At 72.3% G+C, this 19,846-nt stretch carries 17 protein-coding genes and 1 pseudogene; 10 read left to right on the forward strand and 8 right to left on the reverse strand.

The annotated features are described in order from the left end of the window. Positions 1-52: 52 nt before the first annotated feature. The 4 genes from K7B10_RS08125 to K7B10_RS08140 all read left to right on the forward strand — a co-directional run bounded on the left by K7B10_RS08125 (position 53) and on the right by K7B10_RS08140 (position 2,738). Positions 53-847: a MerR family transcriptional regulator gene (locus K7B10_RS08125; protein ID WP_229335292.1), complete on the forward strand. Its 795-nt coding sequence runs from the start codon at positions 53-55 to the stop codon at positions 845-847. Between the two features lie 138 nt (positions 848-985). Beyond that, the gene (locus tag K7B10_RS08130; RefSeq protein ID WP_372481385.1) at positions 986-1,648 is read left to right on the forward strand and encodes a DUF6230 family protein; all 663 of its coding nucleotides are present in this window, start codon (positions 986-988) and stop codon (positions 1,646-1,648) included. Next, a complete protein-coding gene (locus K7B10_RS08135; RefSeq protein ID WP_229335294.1) occupies positions 1,639-2,091 on the forward strand; it encodes a DUF6114 domain-containing protein in 453 nt (150 codons plus the stop codon). Before K7B10_RS08130 ends, K7B10_RS08135 begins: the two co-directional genes overlap by 10 nt. Next, positions 2,088-2,738 carry a hypothetical protein gene (locus K7B10_RS08140; protein ID WP_229335296.1) on the forward strand — a complete coding sequence of 217 codons (651 nt, stop codon included), beginning with the start codon at positions 2,088-2,090 and terminating at the stop codon, positions 2,736-2,738. The genes K7B10_RS08135 and K7B10_RS08140 overlap by 4 nt, the downstream gene beginning before the upstream one ends. Before the next feature lie 103 nt (positions 2,739-2,841). Here the strand turns inward: K7B10_RS08140 and K7B10_RS08145 are convergent, their stop codons facing one another. Beyond that, on the reverse strand, positions 2,842-5,598 hold the full coding sequence (locus tag K7B10_RS08145; protein ID WP_229335298.1) for a penicillin acylase family protein: 2,757 nt from the start codon (positions 5,596-5,598) through the stop codon (positions 2,842-2,844). 165 nt (positions 5,599-5,763) lie between these two features. Between K7B10_RS08145 and K7B10_RS08150 the strand changes: the two genes are divergently transcribed. Beyond that, positions 5,764-6,084 (forward strand): DUF2087 domain-containing protein, encoded by a 321-nt coding sequence (locus K7B10_RS08150; RefSeq protein ID WP_229335300.1) that lies wholly within the window; start codon positions 5,764-5,766, stop codon positions 6,082-6,084. Here the strand turns inward: K7B10_RS08150 and K7B10_RS08155 are convergent. The 5 genes from K7B10_RS08155 to K7B10_RS08175 all read right to left on the reverse strand — a co-directional run bounded on the left by K7B10_RS08155 (position 6,056) and on the right by K7B10_RS08175 (position 12,324). Next, positions 6,056-7,495: a dihydrolipoyl dehydrogenase family protein gene (locus K7B10_RS08155; protein ID WP_229335302.1), complete on the reverse strand. Its 1,440-nt coding sequence runs from the start codon at positions 7,493-7,495 to the stop codon at positions 6,056-6,058. The genes K7B10_RS08150 and K7B10_RS08155 overlap by 29 nt on opposite strands. 122 nt (positions 7,496-7,617) lie before the next feature. Further along, positions 7,618-8,007, reverse strand: coding sequence for a thioredoxin family protein (locus tag K7B10_RS08160; protein ID WP_229335305.1), 390 nt, complete (start codon positions 8,005-8,007; stop codon positions 7,618-7,620). A 133-nt stretch (positions 8,008-8,140) separates the two neighbouring features. Next, entirely contained in the window at positions 8,141-9,580 is a 1,440-nt protein-coding gene (locus K7B10_RS08165; RefSeq protein ID WP_229335306.1) for an aldehyde dehydrogenase family protein, read from the reverse strand. A gap of 162 nt (positions 9,581-9,742) precedes the next feature. Then, positions 9,743-10,960, reverse strand: coding sequence for a thiolase family protein (locus K7B10_RS08170; protein WP_229335307.1), 1,218 nt, complete (start codon positions 10,958-10,960; stop codon positions 9,743-9,745). Positions 10,961-11,310: 350 nt separating this feature from the next. Then, the gene (locus tag K7B10_RS08175; protein WP_229335308.1) at positions 11,311-12,324 is read right to left on the reverse strand and encodes a LacI family DNA-binding transcriptional regulator; all 1,014 of its coding nucleotides are present in this window, start codon (positions 12,322-12,324) and stop codon (positions 11,311-11,313) included. Positions 12,325-12,657: 333 nt separating this feature from the next. Between K7B10_RS08175 and K7B10_RS08180 the strand changes: the two genes are divergently transcribed. The 3 genes from K7B10_RS08180 (at position 12,658) to K7B10_RS08190 (ending at position 16,215) form a co-directional block, all read left to right on the forward strand. After that, entirely contained in the window at positions 12,658-13,935 is a 1,278-nt protein-coding gene (locus K7B10_RS08180) for an MFS transporter (protein ID WP_229335309.1), read from the forward strand. Positions 13,936-14,027: 92 nt separating this feature from the next. Beyond that, positions 14,028-14,732 carry an alpha/beta fold hydrolase gene (locus K7B10_RS08185; protein WP_229335311.1) on the forward strand — a complete coding sequence of 235 codons (705 nt, stop codon included), beginning with the start codon at positions 14,028-14,030 and terminating at the stop codon, positions 14,730-14,732. 58 nt (positions 14,733-14,790) lie between these two features. After that, positions 14,791-16,215, forward strand: coding sequence for an amidase (locus K7B10_RS08190; protein WP_229335313.1), 1,425 nt, complete (start codon positions 14,791-14,793; stop codon positions 16,213-16,215). Positions 16,216-16,634: 419 nt separating this feature from the next. On the opposite strand, the gene K7B10_RS08195 is transcribed toward K7B10_RS08190, so the two are convergent. Beyond that, complete coding sequence (locus K7B10_RS08195; RefSeq protein WP_229335314.1) at positions 16,635-17,105, reverse strand: hypothetical protein; 471 nt, start codon at positions 17,103-17,105, stop codon at positions 16,635-16,637. A 311-nt stretch (positions 17,106-17,416) separates the two neighbouring features. Between K7B10_RS08195 and K7B10_RS08200 the strand changes: the two are divergent. Beyond that, positions 17,417-18,270 (forward strand): annotated as a pseudogene (locus K7B10_RS08200) (IS982 family transposase). An 88-nt stretch (positions 18,271-18,358) separates the two neighbouring features. Here K7B10_RS08200 and K7B10_RS08205 read toward each other — a convergent pair. Next, positions 18,359-19,129 (reverse strand): transposase, encoded by a 771-nt coding sequence (locus K7B10_RS08205; RefSeq protein ID WP_229335315.1) that lies wholly within the window; start codon positions 19,127-19,129, stop codon positions 18,359-18,361. 136 nt (positions 19,130-19,265) lie between these two features. Here K7B10_RS08205 and K7B10_RS08210 point away from each other — a divergent pair, with 136 nt between their 5' ends. Then, positions 19,266-19,769, forward strand: coding sequence for a hypothetical protein (locus K7B10_RS08210; protein ID WP_229335316.1), 504 nt, complete (start codon positions 19,266-19,268; stop codon positions 19,767-19,769). The last annotated feature ends 77 nt before the right edge of the window (positions 19,770-19,846 follow it).

The raw sequence follows: 19,846 nt of genomic DNA on the forward strand, positions 1-19,846 counted from the left end.
CCTGCCGGTACACCCACCGGTAGCTCCCCCCGTTCGTCCTACACTCGGCCGCGTGAGCAGCCAGGCACGAGAAGACGACGGTACGGACGGCAGCGCGCGAAACCGTACGGATGCCGGCCCCGACGGCGCGCGCTACCGCCGGGAGGACCTGGCCCGCGCGGCCGGCGTCAAGGTGCGCAACCTGCGCTACTACCAGGAGCGCGGACTGCTCCCGCCGCCGCGCCGCGAGGGCCGCATCGCCTGGTACTCCGCGGACCACCTGACCCGGCTGCGCCTGATCAGCGATCTCCTCGGGCGCGGGTACACCGTCAACGGGATCGCCGAGCTGCTGCACGCCTGGGAGGCGGGCGGCGGGCTGTCCCAACTCCTGGGCCTGGAGCGGGCGATGACCCGTGACTGGATCCACGAGGAGCCGGTCACCATGACCCTGGCCGAGCTGCGCGAGCTGTTCGGCCCGGCGGGGACGGCCGAGGACACCCGGCGGGCCGCGGAGCTGGGGTACGTACGGATCGAAGGCGACCGGGTCACGCACCGGAGCCGGCGGCTGATGGAGGCCACGCTCGCGCTCGTGCGCCAGGGCGTGCCGCTCGCGGAGATCCTCGACGCGGGGGACTTCGTACAGACGCAGGCGGCCGCGCTCGCCGACCGGTTCGTCGGACTGTTCCGGCGGCATGTGATCGGACCGGACGGACTGGAGCGACTTTCGGCCACCCAACTGGATCACATCTCGGACGCGGTGGCGGCGCTGCGTCCCGTGGCGGGCGAGGTCGTGGCTTCGGAGTTCGCCCGGGCGATGGCCCGGCGGGTGGAGGCGGAGGTCGCCGAACTGATCCGCAAGGACGCCTGAGGCAGCGCCGGAAGCGGTGACCGACCGGTAGGAGTCGGCCGAAAAGGCACGGTCGAACAACCTTGCCAACCCCCATTGGCACTCTTACATTCAACTCGTCGGTAACAACGGTGCACAGCCGAAATAAGGGACGATCTCATGGCAGATTCCCCCAACTTATCGGATTCCTCCGCCCCGCCCGGCAGAGACGGCGGCAGCCAGGACGCGGGAGGCGGCCGCGTCCGCTGGCGCCGCTTCGCCGTCCTGACCGTCCCCGCCATCGCCGTGACCGCGGGCCTGGGCATCGCCCTCGCCCAGGGCGCGCTCGCCGCCTCCTTCGCCGTGTCGGGCCAGCAGTTCAAGGTGTCGGCGTCGAGCCTGGAGGGCGAGGGCTTCGCCCAGTACGGCAGCATCGACGTCAACGCCCGCGAGGAGCTCATCCCGGTGGCGGTCACCGCCATCAAGGAGGCCAAGCTCCACAGCCTCTGCCAGTCGGTGGTGACCACGCTCCCGGTCGTCGGCGACATCTCGCTCAACCTCACCGCGGGCAAGAAGGCCCCCGTCGAGGCCAGCAACCTGTTCGTCGACGCCACCCAGCTCTCCGGCGACGCCGTGTTCAGCAACATCGAGATCGGCCGCGACGCCTCCACCCTCGACAAGGGGCCGGCGGAAGCCGTGGGCATGCAGGACCTGTTCGCCCAGCAGGCGGACACCGTCAGCATCACCGATCTGCAGCAGACGGCCTGGGCCACGAACGCGGGCACGTTCAAGCTCTCCGGGCTCAGCATGAACATCAGCAAGGGCAAGAAGGAATGCTTCTGAGCCTCTGGCGGCGGTGGCGTCGGTGGCGTCGGGGCAGGCCGTTCTGGGGAGGGTTCTTCGCCGTCCTCGCCGGGGCGGAGATCTGCGCCCTGCCGCTCGCACCGCTGAAGGTGATGCTCCAGCAGGGCATCGCGGGCATCCCGTCGGTCCTGATGGGCATCGTCATGATCGTGCTCGGCCTCACCGCCTGGTTCTCGCCCGCGCAGCGCAGCCTCGCGGGTGTCCTCACCACGCTCATCGCCACCGCCGCGCTGGTCATGTCGAACCTCGGCGGATTCCTGATCGGCACCCTGCTCGGGATCCTCGGCGGCGGGCTGATGTTCGCCTGGCAACCGAACGCCACCGCCCGGCGCCCCTCCCCCGAGCCGCAGTCCCCCACCCCCACGGGAACCACCCCAACCGGCACCACCGCGCACCCCGATCCCCAAGGAGCACAGCCATGAGCCGCACGCGTACCGCGCTCGCCCTCGGGTTGGCCGCCGCCGGAGCGCTGTCGGTGGCCTCGGTCACCGCCACCGCCGCCCCCGCGCCGCTGGCCGGATCGACCACCGTCACCCCGGCCGGGCACTCGTTCACGGCCACCCTCAGCGGCAAGGCCACCCTCAAGGCCGGTTCGGTGACGGTGACCTGTACGGTCTCCGTCTCCACCGGCACGGTCCCGGCCGCGCCCGGGAACCAGAACGCCTCCGGTCCCGTCTCCTCGCCGATCTCCCCGCCGACGTACAGCTCCTGCACCTCCAGCGTCTGGGGAGTGACCCCGACCGTCACCACCAGCGGTGCCTGGTCGGTGTCGATGCAGAACGGCTCCCCGATCACCGCCACCATGACCGTCCCGGTCGGCGGGCTCGTCGTGCAGACGTCCGGCCTGGCCACCTGTACGGTCACCGCCGCCCCGACCGCCCCGGCGAACGTCGCCGGGACCTGGGCGAACGGCGCCCCGCCGAGCCTGACCTTCACCAACGCCTCCGTGCCGGTCACGGTCACCGGCGGGTTCGGCTGCCCGACCAGCGCGACCTCGTCCGTCTTCAACGCCGTGTACAAGGTCACCGACACGACCGACCCGGCGCAGCAGATCACCGTCGGCCCCTGACGGGCTGCCGCGGCCCCCTGCGAAAGGGGCCGCGGCCGAGGAGGCCCGCCGGCCCCGGATCGCTCCGGGGCCGGCGGGCCCTGTCGCGCCTGCGGCCGGATCCTCAGCGGTGCGCCGGGAACTCCACCACCTGCTGGTACGTCGGCCGGTTCTGCCAGCTGATCTGCGGGTGGCTCAGCCCGCCCACCGGACGCTGCACGATCGAGTCCGCGCACCACTGGTTGCCGGCCGCGCAGGTCCCGTCGGCCGGGTAGACGGACGCCGGGGTGGCGGCGGCCGCCTGCTTGAGCGTGGCCGCCATCGCGTCCCGGCACGCGGGTAGCGAGCCGCCGCCGCAGTACGCCTTGGCCAGCGGACCGGCCACCGGACGCCCGAGCACCGTCCGCAGGTCCTTGTCCGCGTAGCTCCACCACCCGTACTGGAACGCCGACCCGGCATGCGAACCGGTGGGCCCGTGGCCCGCGTTGGGCGCCTCGTCGACGGTCAGGGAGGCCCGCAGGGCGTCGTAGAGCGGGGCGCCGAGGCCCGGCTCGAACTCGGCCTCGATCAGCAGCGGCCACCAGGCGTCCATGATCCGGACGGCGTCGGCGTGCGCGTACGCCTTCGAGCCCTGCGCGGTCTCCTTCCGCTCCGTTCCCGCCGCCTGCCACGCCGCCAGCTTGTCGACGGCGGCGGCCACCGCCGGATCGGTGACCGGCTGGCTGCGCAGCACCGCCAGCAGCTCGGGCAGCAGGTTCTCGGCCCGCAGGTCGGTGACGGCCGCGTCCGCCATGGCCTGGGTGAGCTTCGCGCGGGTGACCCCGCCCGCGGCGACGATCGGTGCGACCCGCCGGTCGAGGAGGTCGCCGCGGTGCACGGAGCCCATGCCGAAGCCCGCCGCGCCGTACTCCTTGGCCTGCTTGTTGTTCCAACTGATGTAGTAGTCCTGGCCGATGGACTGCGGGTGCTCGGCGGGCGGGGTGTAGGCGGCGGTGTTGGCCGCCGGGTCGAAGCCCTGCCACTCGTAGCTCTGCCGGCCCGCGATCGGCAGCGCGGCGTCGACCCCGGCGGGCCGGACCGGGTTCAACCCGCTGTTGTAGTAAGCCGCTTCGCGCGCGTCGGCGTAGAACCAGTTGAAGGCGTAGCCGATGTGCTGGGCGGCCTGCTGGAACGTACGGGCGTCCGTCACGTACGAGGGGTCGTTGAGCATCTGGAAGCCGATGATCGAGTCGGCCTCGTGGCGGTACGTGGAGCGCAGCGCGGCGTAGGCCACGGGCTTGCCCCCGATGGTGGCGCGGTGGGTCACGATGCCGTAGTTCGTCCGCCAGACCTGCATCCGGTACGAGCCGTTCGGCGTCGGGTCGGCCACCGAGGACTTCCAGGCGTTGGTGCGCTCCAGCTTCTCCATCGGGGTGCAGGTGCCGCGGTAGAGGTAGGAGGCGCTCGCGGTGGTCGGGGTCCCGCCGCCCGGCTCGCACAGTTCGAGCGCGAAGGTGTCGGTGATGTCCTGTCCGGCGGAGGTGGCGCTCCAGGCGTAGTCCTGGCCGCGGCCGAGCTGGACGTACATGCTCACGCCGGCGAAGGAGGCGCCGCGGGCGCTGATTCCGGGGCCCTGGATCTCCTGGAGCATGAGGAGCTGGGGTGCGAGGTAGCCGGTCTGCGGGCCGAAGACGGCGACGGGGTGGCCGCTCGCGGTCTTCGCCCCCGAGACGAGCAGGGCGTTGGACATGCTCTGCTTGACGGGCCTGGGCGGATCGGCGGCGGCCGCCGTGGCCGCCGCTCCCGTACGGTCGTACACGAGCTGCTCGGCGGTGACCGAGCCGGGGTCCGGCAGCGCGGTGCCCCGCGGGTTCGCGGGCTTCTGCGCGTACGGGAAGCTCGTGCCGTCGTGGACGGTGAGCACGGCCTCGGGGTCGTCGCGCTCACGGAAGGACTCCCAGACCCGGGTGCCCTCCTCCAGGCCGTACTTCTGCTGTGCGGAGAGCAGGGAGAGCGCGGCCTGCACCTCGCCGCCTCCTCCGCCGCCGAACAGCCCGCCGACGACGGAGGCGAGGGCGATCAGGTCGGTGATCTTGAACGGCTGGATCTCGCCGGCGTTGGTGATCGAGTCGATGTGGCCGGTGAGCACGTACTCCCCGGGGAAGTAGCGGCCGTTCTTGGACTGGACGCGGTAGGCGTTGATCCCGTCGACGTACGCCTGCGCGTCCTCCATCGCGAGCCGGCCGCGGTCCCCCTCGGTGGTGCGGATCCGGTCCACCTGGGCCTGGAGGTCGGCCTCCGTGTACGGGGCCTGCGGCCAGAACTGCTGCTCCAGGCCCTGGTTGGCGAGGGCGCCGCCGGCGAAGGGGGTCAGGTCGCCGCGGCCGACGTGGCGGAAGAGGTCCATCTGCCAGAGCCGGTCCTGGGCGGCGGCGAAGCCCGCGCCGAAGGAGGTCCCGTAGCGGGTGGTGCCCTTGATGTGGGGGACGCCGGTCTTCTTGTCGCGGGTGATGGTGACGTCGGAGCGCGGGCTGGCGGTCGACTCGACCTGGCCGGCGGGGACCCCGAACGACGCGTCGTTGAAGAAGTCGTTGACCTTGGCGTCGGTCAGCCCGGGGTAGCCGGCCACCAGCGAGTCGTAGCGGGCCAGTTGGTCGGAGGCGTGGGCGGGCATGGTGCCGAACGCCTTGTGCAGGAGGATCTGGGCGAGGGTCGCGTTGCCGTTCTGGCCGGGCGGCAGGATGTCCGCGCACTGGCCGCCGCAGTAGTCGGCGATCGGCAGCGGGACGGGGTCGGCGGACGGCGCGGCGACCGCGGACGCGAGCGGGGAGAGCAGGGCCGCGCCGAGGGCGATCACCCCGGCGGCGACGGCGGTTCTCAGGCGAGCGGTGGGACGTCGCATGTGTGCTCCTCCGTGGGGCAGGAAGCGGTCACGGGGGAGGGTACTGGCGGGTCTACCACTCAGTAAGATGAACGACCGTCACTTTTCGGGGGAGTTGGCGCCGATCCCCGGTCGACGGCATAAATCCGTTGCCGGACGTGCGGGATGTCGGAGAGGGTCGCTGTCATGTCACAGAAAGAGCGCCACGTCGCCGACCTCTTCTCCGGCGGGCGGCTCATCGCCGTCCCGCGCAAGGCCGCCCGCCGCGCGCAGCTGCTCGCCCACCTCACCGAGACCCTCTTCGAGGAGGGCCGGACGTACACGGAGCCCGAGGTGAACGACGCGCTGCGCACGGTGCACGAGGACTGCTCGGCGCTGCGCCGCCACCTGATCACCTCGGGCCTGCTGACCCGTACCCGCGACGGCGGCAGCTACCGGCGGGCCGAAGCCGTGGACTCCGCCCTGGCCGGTGCCTCCGCTATCCCCGGTACGTCTCCAGCAGCCTGAGCCAGACCTCGCTGATCGTCGGGAACGCCGGGACCGCGTGCCACAGCCGCGCGATCGGCACCTCCCCCGCGACCGCGATCGTCGCGGCGTGCAGCAGCTCGGCCGCACCCGGGCCGACGAAGGTGGCCCCGAGGAGCACCTCCCGGTCCAGGTCGACGACCATCCGGGCCCGGCCCCGGTACCCGTCGGCGTACAGGCCGGCTCCCGAGACCTTGCCGAGGTCGTAGTCGACGGCGCGGACCCGGTGGCCCGCCCGCTCGGCCTCCGCGAGGGTGAGGCCCACCGCGGCCGCCTCCGGGTCGGTGAACACCGCCTGCGGCAGGGCCTGCGTATCGGCGGTCGCGGCGTGCGCGCCCCAGCGGCCGGTGTCGAGCACGGGGGCGCCCGCCACGCGGGCGGCGATGGCGGCCCCGGCGATCCGGGCCTGGTACTTGCCCTGGTGGGTCAGGAGCGCACGGTGGTTCACATCGCCGACGGCGTACAGCCAGTCGTGGCCCTCGACCCGGCAGCTCTCGTCGACAGGGATCCAGCCCCCGGGCGTCAGCCCGACGGTCTCCAGCCCGATGTCCTCGGTGTGCGGGGAGCGGCCGGTCGCCATCAGCAGCTCGTCCCCCTCCAGGATCTCGCCGCCCTCCAGTACGACCTGGACCGGCCCGGTCGAGCCGTCCCGTACGACCGCCTCTACCGAGACGTCCGTACGGACCACCGCGCCGGCCTCGCGCAGCGCCTCGGCGACCAGTTCCCCGGCGAAGGGCTCCATCCGCGGCAGCAGCCCGGAGCCGCGTACGAGGACGGTGACCTGCGAGCCGAGGGCTTGCCAGGCGGTGGCCATCTCCACGGCCACCACGGAGCCGCCGACGATCAGCAGCCGGCCCGGCACCTGCCCGGCGGAGGTGGCCTCGCGGCTCGTCCACGGCCGCGCACCGGCGAGCCCGGGCACGTCCGGAATCACGGCGCGGGTGCCGGTGGCGACGACGACGGCGTGCCGGGCGGCGAGCACGTGGTGCTCGCCCTCGGGGCTGGTGACGGCGACCTTGCGCACGCCGTAGAGGCGGCCGTGACCCCGGTAGAGGTGGGCGCCGGTCGACTCGATCCAGTCGACCTGGCCGTCGTCCTTCCAGCTGGACGTCCAGTAGTCGCGGTGCGCGAACACGGCCGCCGTGTCGAGCGGCCCCTCCACGGCGCCCGCGAGTCCGGGTACCCGGCGGGCGTCGGCCCTGGCCAGCGCGGGGCGCAGCAGCGACTTGCTCGGGACGCAGGCCCAGTACGAGCATTCGCCGCCGACGAGCTCGGCCTCCACCAGGGCCGTGCTCAGCCCGGCGGCGCGGGTCCGGTCCACGATGTTCTCGCCGGCCGGTCCCCCGCCGAGCACCACGACGTCGTACTCCACCGCTTCCGACACAGTCACCATCCGTGGTTCCAGGGGCTCTTGTTCCCTGTCACCTTACGTGCGGACCGTGGGCCGCGCGGCAGACGCGCGGCGGCGCGGCCCGCGGGTCGGCGGGGCGGCGGGGGACGGGGCGGCGGGGCGGCTCAGGCCTCCGCGGTACCCGCCTGGCCGTCCTGCTGCGACGCGGCGATCTTCGCCCGCACCTCTTCCATGTCGAGCGACCGCGCCTGACCGATCAGGTCGGTCAGCGCGGCTTCCGGCAGCGCGCCGGGCTGCGCGAAGATCGCCACCTGGTCCCGGACGATCATCAGCGTCGGGATCGAGCTGATCTGGAAGGCGGCGGCCAGCTCCTGCTGCGCCTCCGTGTCCACCTTGGCGAAGACCAGGTCCGGATTGGCCTCGGAGGCCTTCTCGTAGACCGGGGCGAACTGGAGGCAGGGCCGGCACCAGCCCGCCCAGAAATCGATCAGCACGAACGGGTTCTCGCTGACCGTCCGGTCGAAGTTCTCCTTGGTGAGCTCGACAGTAGCCACGGTTCCAGACCTCCTGATTGCCTTGTATGCACCTTGAACGATCGGCTCGCCCCGCGCATTCCGCCGCGACGCGCGGGGCGGGCGGGGCGGCGGACCGCCGCACCACACCCGCGGCCCGCGCGCACGCGCCGTCTCAGAAGGGGTGCCCCGCCGGAGCCGAGCGGACCGTCGTCCAGCGCAGCTCCGTGAACGCGTCCAGGTTCGCCTCGCCCCCGAACCGGGCCCCGGTGCCGGAGGCGCCGACCCCGCCGAAGGGGGCCACGGCCTCGTCGTTCACGGTCTGGTCGTTGACGTGCGCGATCCCGGTCGGGATCCGTGCGGCCAGCTCCAGCCCCCGCGCCGCGTCGCGCGTCACGATCCCGAGGGAGAGGCCGTACGGACCGGCGGCGGCCAGGGCCACCGCCTCCTCCTCCGTCGCGAAGGAGCGTACGGGCGCCACCGGGCCGAAGACCTCCTGCGCGTAGGCGGGGGTGTCGTCGGCGACGCCCGCCAGCACGGTGGGCCGGTAGAAGAGGTCCTCGTACGTGCCGCCGGCGACGAGCTTGGCCCCCTGCTCCGCGCTGGCCTCGACCAGGGCGTGGACCCGCTCCAGCTGGCCGCGGTCGATCAGCGGCCCCAGGTGCACCCGCTCGCGGTACGGGTCCCCCACCGCCAGCGCCTCGGCCCGCACGGCGAGCCGCTCGACGTACTCGTCGTACAGCGAGGCGTGCACCAGGTGCCGGCCTGCGGTCATGCAGATCTGCCCCTGGTGGAAGAAGGAGCCCCAGGAGGCCTGCGCGACGGCGGCCTCGACATCGGCGTCCTTCAGCACGACGAGGGCCGAGTTCCCGCCCAGCTCCAGGTGCGCCCGCTTGAGATGACGACCCGCCAGCTCCCCGACCAGCCGCCCGGCGGCCGTGGACCCGGTGAACGACACCACCCGGACCAGGGGGTCCGCGACCACTGCCGCCCCGGTTCCGGCGCCCCCGGGCAGCACCTGCAGCAGTCCGTCCGGCAGTCCGGCGGCCGCGAAGACGGCGGCGAGCGCGAGGCCCCCGCTCACGGCGGTCCGCGGGTCCGGCTTGAGCAGCACCGCGTTGCCGAGGGCGAGCGCCGGGGCGACCGAGCGGATCGACAGGATCAGCGGTGCGTTGAACGGGGCCACCACGCCCACCACCCCGGCCGGGACCCGGCGGGTGAAGGAGAGCCGCGGCGCCTCGCTCGGCAGCACCTGCCCGGCCGGGCGCGAGGCCAGCGCGGCGGCCTCGTAGCACTCCTGGGCGGCGACGTGCAGCTCGAAGTCGGCCTTGCCGGGTATGGAGCCCGACTCCCTCACCAGCCAGTCCCGCAGCTCCCCGGCATGGGCGGCGAACAGGTCTCCGGCGCGGCGCAGGACGGCGGCCCGCTCCATGTGGCCGGCCCGCCCCCAGTCCTCCTGGGCGGCCCGGGCCCGCAGGGCGGACTCGGCGACATCGGCGGGCGCGGCCAGGGCGAGGGTGGCCAGGGTGCGGCCGGTGGCGGGTTCGACGACGGGGGCGGAGCCCCCGGTGAGGGTCGGTCCGTCCTGCCAGAGCGTCGGATCGAGGAGCGGCATGGCGCGGGGCCTCCGGTGGGGATGGGCGGGGCGGGGGGCGGCAGCACGCGCCATCGTGCCAGACCGGAGGCACCACATCTGTTCAGTTATTGGGCAGTTGACGCCCCACCGTGACCTGAAACGATCGACGGCGGGGCGGCGTAAGGGAGTTCCGGCCCCGGCTCAGCGCTCCAGGACGAGCGCGATGCCCTGCCCGACCCCGATGCACAGCGTGGCCATGCCCGTGCCCGAGCCGGCCGCGGCCAGCTGGTGCGCCACCGAACCGGCCAGCCGGGCCCCGGAGGCGCCCAGCGGGTGACCGATCGCGATGGCGCCACCGCGCGGGTTGAGCACGGCCGGGTCCAGCTCCGGCCAGGCCGCGACGCAGCCCAACGCCTGGGCCGCGAAAGCCTCGTTGAGTTCGAGTGTGGTCAGATCGGCCAGGCTCCGGCCGGCCTTGGCGAGCGCGCGCCGCACGGCGTCGACCGGGCCCAGGCCGAAGAGCTGCGGCTCGATGCCCGTGACCGCGGAGGCACTGATCCGGGCGAGCGGCTCCCGGCCGGTGGCGGCCAGCCCCTCCTCGTCGGTCAGCAGCAGCGCCGCGGCGCCGTCGTTGAGCGGGGAGGCGTTGGCGGCCGTGACCGTGCCCGTGCCGTCCGTCCGGAAGGCGGGCTTCAGGCGGGCCAGCGACTCGGGCGTGGAGCCCTCCCGGATGCATTCGTCACGTACGAGGTCCACTCCGGGGTACGCGACCACCTCGTCCCCGTACTGCCCGGCGGCCCAGGCGGCCGCGGCCTTGCGGTGGCTCTCCAGGGCGAAGAGGTCCTGGGCCTCGCGGGTGATGCCGTGCTTCTCCGCGATGAGTTCGGCGCCCTCGCCGAGGGAGCCCGTCCACTCAGCGGGCATGCGCGGGTTGGTCATCCGCCAGCCGAGGGTGGTGGACCACATCTGCTGGTGGCCGGCCGGGAAGGGGCGCTCGGGCTTCTGCACCACCCAGGGGGCGCGGCTCATCGACTCCACGCCGCCCGCGATGGCGACGGAGGCGTCGCCCAGGGCGATGGCCCGGGCGGCCTGGATCACCGCTTCGAGGCCCGAACCGCAGAGCCGGTTGACGGTGACCCCGGGGACGGACACCGGGAGCCCCGCGAGCAGGACGGCCATCCGGGCCACGTCCCGGTTGTCCTCGCCCGCGCCGTTGGCGTCACCGAAGACGACGTCGTCGATGCGGGCGGGGTCGAGGTCGGGCGTACGGTCCACCAGCGCGCGGACGACGTGCGCGGCGAGGTCGTCCGGGCGGACCCCGGCGTAGGCTCCGCCGAACTTGCCGATCGGGGTGCGGACGGCGTCGACGACGTAGACGTCGCGGACACCGCGTCCGTCGCGGGCGGTGCGGATGCTCATCGGGGCTCTCCTGGGCGGATCCGTACGGGCGGCGCCGGGGTGGTGCCGGGGTCGGCACCCGGTGCGGCGCCGGGCGCGCCCGGTGGGGCGCGCCCGCAGTCTCCGTCCGCAGGTCACCGGCTGTCAACGGCCCGCTGCCGGCCAACGACCGGCCGCTCCGGAGCCCCGGTCCCGGGACCGCCACCACGGGCCGTCCGGCCCGGCACGGCCGACCCGGGCCCGACGTCACGGCACGGCCGACACGAGTGCGACGTCACGCGCTCGTCGTCACGGCACGGCCGTCACGGGCCGGCCGACACGGCACGGTCACCACGGCCCGTGGTCGCGCGCCCGTCGTCACGCGCCTGCCGTCAGGTCGACTCCCGCCGGATGGCCACGGCGGAGATCAGGTCGTGCCGCCGCGTGATCTCGCCCGGCTCGCGCACCGCCCGGTCCACCAGCTCGGCCAGGTGGTCCCCGGTCGGCAGCTCGATCTGCACCGTGCTCAGCCGGGGCCGCAGCAGCCTGCCGATGAGCAGGTCGTCCGCGCCGATGACCGCGACGTCCTCGGGGACCCGCAGCCCCTCGTCCAGCAGGGCGCGCATCAGCAGCATCGCGTACTCGTCGTTGTACGCGAACACCGCGTCCAGGCCGAGGGAGGGCCAGCGGGCCGCCAGCGCGGCGGCCGACTCCTCCGTGTAGGCCATCGGCAGCGGTTCGATCACGGCGCCCGCGACGGAACGGGCGCCCTCCAGCCGGGGGGTGGAGAAGAGCTCCATCCCCTCCTCCTCCGGAACGACCACGCCGATCCGCCGATGGCCCCGCTCGACGAGGTGCGTGGCGGCCCGGGTGCCGACCTCGCTCTGGTCCAGGACCAGCGCGTGGGCCCCGGGGACCCCGACCGGGCCCATCGTTATCACCGCGCGGGCCCCGGCCCGCTTCAGCGTGGCCACGTTGTGCGCCGACAGGGTGATCTCGCCGAGCGAGATCACCGCGACCGGCCGCAGCTCGGCCCAGGCGCGGGCCGCCTCGTCGCCGCTGAGGCCGAGGCTGCCGTACTGGACCACGGTGTAGTCGAGGCGGCGCAGCGACCACTGGAGCTCGTTGAGGAAGGCGCTGTAGAGCGGTCCGATCGGCACGTGCGAGGTGGGCAGCAGCACGATGCGGGTGTGCCCGGCGCGCAGGCTGCGGGCGGCGGCGTGCGGTACGTAGCCGAGCTCCTCGGCGGCCCGGCGGACCTTGCGGCGGGTCGGCTCGCTGATCCGCACGGCTTCCGCGTTGTTGAGGACGTAGCTGACGGTCGCGCGCGACACGCCGGCGAGACGGGCCACGTCGGCGCTGGTCGGCACGGGGGCCGACTGCGGCGGTTTCGATGACTGTGACATTGCCGTGGCATCTTTCCAGACCGATTGCGCCCGAGGGCTAGCGGATGGCCGGAATCGGATGCTACACAGTGGTTACACGATTCATTGACACGTGTAACCCGGGCCTCACATCCTCTTCCCCGGGTCCGCGCAGCACGTGTCCGCCCGTGTCCCCGCCGTGCCGCCGTCCTGTCGTGTTCCGACGCACCCCCGCCGTCACGGCAGGGCGGCGCGCACCCTCCCCGCACCCCTCTGCGCACCGCTTCCCCACACTTCCCGACTGCCCCATCCACACCTCTCACCTCAGCTTCACCCCACCCTCATCCGCACGAAGAACCCGCCCAGGAGGGCACCGTGGCCCTTTCCTCCTCCGGCACCGGCACCGCCGGAGCCACCCCCGACGACGCGTCCGCCGCACCCGACGCCACCGGCGCCCGGCGCGCTCCGGGACGCGGTCTGTTCCCGTTGCTACTGGTCGGGAACAGCGCGATGTACTCCCTGTACATCGGCGTCGCCGGCGTCCTGCTCGCCCTCCAGGTCGAGGACGTCGACCCGGCGAACAAGGTCTCCAACTTCGGCCTGATCGCGGGGGTCTCGGCGGTCTTCGCCACGATCTTCAACCCGGTGGCCGGCGCCCTGTCCGACCGCAGCGGACGGCGCAATCCCTGGATCCTGGGCGGCGGGATCGCAGCCGTACCGGCGATGTTCCTGCTCGGCGCCGCCGACACGATCCTGCTGATCACGATCGCCTGGTGCCTCGGCCAGGCCGTCATGAACGTCTACCAGGCCGCCATCACCTCCGTGGTCCCCGACCGGGTACCGATGTCCGCGCGCGGCAAGGCCTCCGCAGCCGTCGGCCTCGGCCTGCCCTTCGGCTCCACCGTCGGCGCGCTGATCGGCGCCGCGTTCTCGCAGGACTACCGCACCGGGTACCTCGTCTTCGGCGCGATCGTGGCGGGCGCCGCGGTCCTGTTCACTGCCTGCAGCCGCGAGGAGCGGCTCCCGGCGCGCGCCCCGCTGCCGGTCAAGGAGCAGCTGGCCGCCTTCACCGGCGCCCTGCGCGACCACGACTTCCGCTGGGCCTTCGTCGGGCGGGCGCTGCTCGTCCTCGGGTACTTCGCGGTCAGCGGGTACCAGCTGTACATCCTCCAGGACCACACCGTGCTGCCCGACGGCATGAAGCCGGAGGCGGCGGTGGCGGTGCTGATGCCGCTGACCAGCGTCGCGATGGTCGTCTCCACGGTCCTCGGCGGGTACCTCTCCGACCGGCTCGACCGCCGCAAGCTCTTCGTCGGCGCCTCCGCCCTGCTGTCCGCCGTCGCGCTCGTGATCCCGGCCGTGTCGGACAGCTGGAGCGCGATGCTGGCCTTCGCGGCCGTCAACGGGCTCGCGTTCGGCTCGTACATGGCCGTGGACACGGCGCTCGTGACGATGGTGCTCCCGAAGGCGGAGGACGCGGCCCGCGACATGGGCGTGCTGAACATCGCTAACGCGGGGCCGCAGATCGTCGCACCGTTCATCGCCTCGGTGATCGTCTCGTTGAGCGGCGGCTACACCGCGCTGTTCGTCGTCGCGGCGGTGCTGGCGGTGGCGGGCGCACTGGCCGTGAAGCCGATCCGCAGCGTCCGCTGAGCTTCCGGGAACCTCCGGGACTCCGGGGCCCCGGGACATCAGAGTCCTCCGAGACATCAGCGACTTCCGAGACATCCGAGAAAGGCATCACCGTGCAACTGCACACCCACACCTGGGGCGAGGGCGACCGCGTCGCGCTCCTGATCCACGGCATGATGGCCGACCACCGGACCTGGCGCCGCGTGGGGCCCGCACTCGCCGAGCGCGGCTACCGCGTCATCGCCGTGGACCTGCGGGGCCACGGCGCCAGCGGGCGGGGCGAGTACCGCCCCGAGCTGTTCGCGCGGGACGTGGTCGAGACCCTGCCGGCCGGCGCCGACCTCGCCATCGGGCACTCGCTGGGCGGGCTGACCCTCTCGCTGGCCGTGGACCGGCTCAGGCCCCAGCGGGCGGTGTTCTCCGACCCGGCCTGGCACCTGGCCGCCCCGGTCGAGGGGATGGGGCCGGAGGTGTTCGCGCAGTTCAAGTCCGCGCCCAAGGAACAGATCCGGGCGATGAACCCGCGCTGGGACGAGGCGGACGTCGACATCGAGCTGGAGACCCTGGCCCTGTGGGACGAGGGGACGGCACTGAGCCTGACCTCGCTGTTCGGTACGGACCTGCTCCCGGCGGCGCCGGCGGTCCCCTCGCTCGTCCAGCTCGCCGACCCGAGCTTCCTCATCTCCCCGGAGCGGGCCGTACTGCTCGAGGAGCGCGGCTTCGAGGTGCGGTCCGTGGCCGGCGCCGGACACACCATCCACCGCGACGACTTCGACGGGTTCATGGCCTCGCTGGAGGGCTGGATCCAACCGCTCTAGCCGCCCTCGGGCCTTCCCCGTTACCTTCGGACCTACCGAGCGGTAACGGGGAGGTCCGATGTCGGTGACGTCGTCAGGTACGAAGGCTCCGGCCGTGTCCGGCGGGCTGGTGGAAACGGCGCGGGCCCTCGCCGAAGGAAGCGTCAGCGCACGCCGGTTGACGCAGGAGGCGCTGGAGCGGATCGCCGCCGCGCAGCCCCGGCTCAACGCCTTCCGGATCGTACGCACCGAGGCCGCGCTCGCCGAGGCGGACGCTGCCGACCGGCGCCTGGCCGCAGGCGAGCGGCTCCCGCTGCTCGGCGTGCCCGTCGCCGTCAAGGACGACATGGACGTGGCCGGGGAACCGACCGCGTTCGGCTGCGCCGGAGAGTTCCCGCCGAAGAGCGCCGACAGCGAGGCCGTACGAAGGCTGCGCGCCGCCGGCGCCGTCATCGTCGGCAAGACCCAGACGCCGGAGCTGGGCCAATGGCCGTTCACCGAGGGGCCGGCGTTCGGCGACACCCGCAACCCCTGGAACCCGGCGTACACGCCCGGCGGTTCCTCCGGCGGCTCGGCCGCGGCCGTGGCCGCGGGACTCGTCCCGGCGGCCCTCGGCTCCGACGGGGCGGGTTCGGTACGGATCCCCGCGGCCTGGACCCATCTGGTGGGCGTCAAACCGCAGCGCGGGCGGATCTCCACGTGGCCGGAGCCGGAGTCGTTCCACGGGCTGACCGTCAACGGCGTGCTGGCCCGCAGCGTCGCCGACGCGGCGCTCCTGCTCGACGCGGCGAGCGGCCCGCACGCCGGGGACCGGCACCAGCCGGCCCCCGTCTCGGCGGTGGAGGCCGCCCGCCGCACGCCGCGGCGGTTGCGCATCGCCCTGTCGTTCGGGATGGCCTTCACCGCGACGCCGAAGTCCCTCGACCCGGAGGTCCGTTCGGCGGTGGAGCGACTGGCCGGGCGGCTGGAGTCCCTGGGCCACGAGGTGGTCCCTGAGGATCCGCGCTACGGGCGGATCGGCCTGACCTTCGTACCCCGGGCGACCGGTGGCGTACGGGACTGGGCGTCCCGGGTGCCGGATCCCGCTCTGCTGGACCCGCGCACGCGCGAGTCGGTGCGCACGGGCCGCATCCTGGGCGGCCTGCCGCTGCGGGCGTCCCGCCGTGCGGAGACCCTGCTGCGGCGGAGGGTCGGGGAGATCTTCGGCCGGTTCGACGTGGTGCTGACCCCGACGACGGCCACTCCCCCGTTGCGGATCGGCGCCCTGGCGGGACTGGGGGCTATGGCCACGGACCGGGCGATGATCGCCGCCTGCCCGTACGCCTGGACCTGGAACGTCCTGGGCTGGCCGGGGGTGAACATCCCCGCGGGCTTCACCACCGAGGGCCTCCCGCTGGGAGCCCAGCTCCTGGGCCCGGCCGACTCGGAGCCCCTGCTCCTGTCCCTGGCGGCCCAGGCAGAGGCGGCGCAGGCCTGGACGGCCCGCCGGCCGGCCGCGGGCTGAGCGGGCGCGCGGGGACCGGCCTGCCGCGTGTGCCGGGCCGGCGGTGCGCGGACTTCGTCGAGCAGTGCGTCAGAAGAGCCGCTCCAGGGGCGACCGGGGTTCGAGGTCGCCCTGCGGCGCCGCGGCGCGGGCCGCCCGTACCTCCGCACCTCCGCCGGGCGTCGCGGGGCAGGCGGGACTTTGCGGACACCCCTAGACGAGTCATTCCGAAGTGATCGTGCTCAGCTTGCCGATGAGCCAAGGGGCCATTCGATGGCGTGCTGCTGGCCCGTGGACATGCATGCTGCCTGCGCCAAGGCGGGCTTTGCGTCCCTCGAGAAGCCGGCGAAGCAGATGACGCTCGCCGCACAATGGAGGCCGGAGCTGGTGCTGCTTGTCCCGGGCCGCTCACGGCAGCTGCCGAATCCCTTCCCGGGGCTTCAACTTAGCTGGTCGCGCACGAGATCAAGGAATGCCTGTCGGCTCGGATGGATGTGCGCCCAGACCTTCTCATCCTGTGGCTCTCCCGGGTCTTCGGGGCCCTTCCTGATCACCTCCTGTACTGCCCACGCGAGGCTGCGCGCCGCTTCGCTGACCTCGGACGCGCACAGTACGTGGATCGTCTTCTGCGTCACCCACACCCCGTCAAGGACCTGCCTTGCCCGGGCCTGCCACTGCTCGTCAGCCAGGTTGTGGTGATACCGATCCACCGCGACTCGTTCTGCTTCCTGCACCGCAGACAGAAATGCGATGAGGTGCGTGAGACGCTCGTTGCGGCGCGCCTCGGCAAGTTCACGGACACTGCGGCGCGCCTCGCCGCGTTCCAAGGCGCGTCCTGCCGAGCGTTGGGCCAGCATCGACATGAGCCCACCGAGCAGGACGCCGATGAGCGGCGCAAGCGTTGTCCACACGACGTCCGATTATGACATCAATAGCATGAACACGGCACGGGGTTCGGGCATATCGGGCCGGGACCGGGACGCGCAGACGGCCAGGTTGTCGCAGCCTTCGACAACGGCGGGCACCAGACGGCGGAAGATCTGAGATCTTCGCGCTGCCCTGGGCGCTCTTGGCCACAGCGCGGACCGGGAGGTCCGGTACTGGGCATGAGGTGGCGTCCGGTCTCCCGTGTCTTGTCGGCCTGCTCAAGCGTGAAGCCGGGCAATCGGGCAGCCCCCTGCCGGCGGCCGGAGAGACCAGACAGGGCGGCCAAGATCGTTCTGTGACGAATGACCTGGACGCCCTGCTCACCGCACTGTATGTGGAGATCGACGACGAGATCACGGACACCCGGTGGCTGGGACGCCCTCCCCGGCTGACCGATTCCGAGCTCGTCTGCCTCGCCGTCGCCCGGGCGATGCTGGGCTTCACCTCGGAGTCCAGGTGGCTGCGGTCCGTCCACTCCCGCCTCGGCAAGATGTTCCCCTCCGTGCCGAAGCAGCCGGGCTGGAACAAGCGGCTGCGGGCTGCGCTGCCGCTGGTCAAGCGGGCTGTACGGCTCCTTGCGATGGACACCGACTTCTGGTTCGACAACCACTGGATCATCGACTCCATCCCGGTCGAGTGCGGCCGGTCACGCCCCACCGTGAAGCGGTCGGACCTGGCCGGCTGGGCCGGATACGGGTACTGCGCCAGCCATTCCCGATTCTTCTGGGGCCTGCGGCTATACCTGGTGTGCACCCCAACCGGACGAGCGCGAGGTGCTGCCGGCGATGTTGGATCGTGAGCCGGACACAGTCACCGACCGCCCCGGCCTGCTGGTGATCACGGACAAGGGCTTCGCCTCCAAGAAATTGGAGACCGATCTGGCCATGCGCGGGGCAGAGCTGCTGCGGCCCTCGCAAGCGGGAGAAGCGCCGTGAGGGCGAGTCACTGCTGAAATCGGTGCAGCAACTGATCGAGTCGGTGAACGACACCCTCAAAGGCCAGCTCGACCTGGAACAACACGGCGGCCGGACCTTTGAGGGCGTCACCGTCCGCGTCGCCCAACGCGTCCTCGCGCTGGCCGCAGCAATCTGGCACAACCACAGGACCGGACAGCCAATCACACGGTCCCTGATCGCCTACGACCACTGATCAGTTCGGAATGACTCATCTAGGGCTTGTCCCGTAAAGGATCTTCGAGCGGGTGCGCGCGAGGCCGGCCGGTGTTCGATCCCCTTGTCTATCCGCTGAGGACGAGGTTGTGCAGGCGAGCGATGCCGCTCATCGCGTGGTGGACACCGTCGCCCTTCAATCGGCAGTCGCGAAGGATCTTCCAGGCTTTCATCCGGGCGAAGGCGTGCTCGACGCGGGCACGGACCTGGCGGTGGGAGGCGTTGTGCTCTTCCTTCCAGGCGGGCAGTTCGTACTGTCCGCGTTCGCGACGGTGCGGGATGACCAGACCGGTGCCCCGGTAGCCGCCGTCGGCGACCACAGTGGTGCGGCCGACGGCGGCTTTGGCGCCGGACAGCTCCCATGCCTTGCAGACATTGCGGTTACCTGGCAGGGGCCGGCCGACCACCATGACGAGGCGGGTGTCGGCGTCGATGACGACTTGGTGATTCGTGGAGTAGCGGTAGTTCTTCGACTGCTCGGCCACCGTGTGGTCGCGTACGGGGACCAGGGTTCCGTCCACGATCAACACAGTGTCCTTGCGAAACCGCTTGCGCGGCCGGAGCGCAAGCAAGGGGCCGAGGTGTCTGATGACGCGGTCAGCCGCGGACTTTGATATCCCGAGCAGCGGGGCAAGCTGGCGCAGCGTCAAGTTTGTCCGCCAGTACGTCGTGACCAGCAGCACTCGGTTCTCCAGCGGCGGCCTCCACGGCCGACCTCGCCGCCCCTCATCGGCTCCCTCACTGCGCAACGCTGTCACCAGCTTGGCGAAACAGCGTGGGCTCAGCCCAGTGAACGGGGCTATACAGGATGGGGCCGACGCCGTGATCACTCCAGTCACAGCAAGATCATGACGCCAAGCAGGGGCCCTATAGCACTACTCCGTCGCAGGCCGCCTGGCCAGGGCCTCACCCATAACTGCACCATGCTCAAGACGCCGCCGGGGGCCGGCGCGATCATCTGACGAGGAGCAGGACATGGGAAGTCTGTTGAGGAGCATTTCCGGGATCCGCTGGGGAGAACTGCACGACGCGACGGGCGCCGCGGCCGGCGGTATCCCCCCTCTGCTGTCCCGGATCGCCTATGGGGATGAGGACACGGCTCGTATCGCCATCGATGACCTGGGTGACGCCGTCTGTGCGCTGGGGTTCGTCGTCGGTGAGGCGACAGTTCCCACGGTCCCGTTCCTTCTCGAACTGGCCGGGACCCCGCAGGTGGCCTGCAAGGCCGAGTTGTTGTACCTGCTGGGAAGCATCTACCGGACCGACCAATGGCACTCCGCTGCTGCGTCGACCCAGGATCGCAAGCACGGCGCGAGCTACCAGCAGCAAACCGGCTGGGAGGCGGCTGCAAGGGCTGCCGTGTATGCGGGCCTGTCAGTCATCGAGGGTGTCGCCTCCTCCGTGCGGCCGGAGGAGGCGATGCCTGCTCGGAAGTTGCTGCAGGTGATGGACGACACCCCTCGGTTCCCGGAGCTATGAGCGGTCATTGCGGGACAACCCTTGGTGACCTGAGTCAGAGATTCTGTGGCAGTAGGCGGCGACTTCGTCGAGGATCT

The organism is Streptomyces flavotricini (assembly GCF_020639365.1).
Lineage (GTDB): Bacteria > Actinomycetota > Actinomycetes > Streptomycetales > Streptomycetaceae > Streptomyces > Streptomyces flavotricini.

Coding starts and splice junctions, on each gene's coding strand:
- K7B10_RS08130 (WP_372481385.1), top strand. CDS start 986: ATGGCAGATTCCCCCAACTTATCGGATTCCTCCGCCCCGCCCGGCAGA.
- K7B10_RS08135 (WP_229335294.1), top strand. CDS start 1,639: ATGCTTCTGAGCCTCTGGCGGCGGTGGCGTCGGTGGCGTCGGGGCAGG.
- K7B10_RS08140 (WP_229335296.1), top strand. CDS start 2,088: ATGAGCCGCACGCGTACCGCGCTCGCCCTCGGGTTGGCCGCCGCCGGA.
- K7B10_RS08145 (WP_229335298.1), bottom strand. CDS start 5,598: ATGCGACGTCCCACCGCTCGCCTGAGAACCGCCGTCGCCGCCGGGGTG.
- K7B10_RS08150 (WP_229335300.1), top strand. CDS start 5,764: ATGTCACAGAAAGAGCGCCACGTCGCCGACCTCTTCTCCGGCGGGCGG.
- K7B10_RS08155 (WP_229335302.1), bottom strand. CDS start 7,495: ATGGTGACTGTGTCGGAAGCGGTGGAGTACGACGTCGTGGTGCTCGGC.
- K7B10_RS08165 (WP_229335306.1), bottom strand. CDS start 9,580: ATGCCGCTCCTCGATCCGACGCTCTGGCAGGACGGACCGACCCTCACC.
- K7B10_RS08170 (WP_229335307.1), bottom strand. CDS start 10,960: ATGAGCATCCGCACCGCCCGCGACGGACGCGGTGTCCGCGACGTCTAC.
- K7B10_RS08175 (WP_229335308.1), bottom strand. CDS start 12,324: ATGTCACAGTCATCGAAACCGCCGCAGTCGGCCCCCGTGCCGACCAGC.
- K7B10_RS08190 (WP_229335313.1), top strand. CDS start 14,791: ATGTCGGTGACGTCGTCAGGTACGAAGGCTCCGGCCGTGTCCGGCGGG.
- K7B10_RS08210 (WP_229335316.1), top strand. CDS start 19,266: ATGGGAAGTCTGTTGAGGAGCATTTCCGGGATCCGCTGGGGAGAACTG.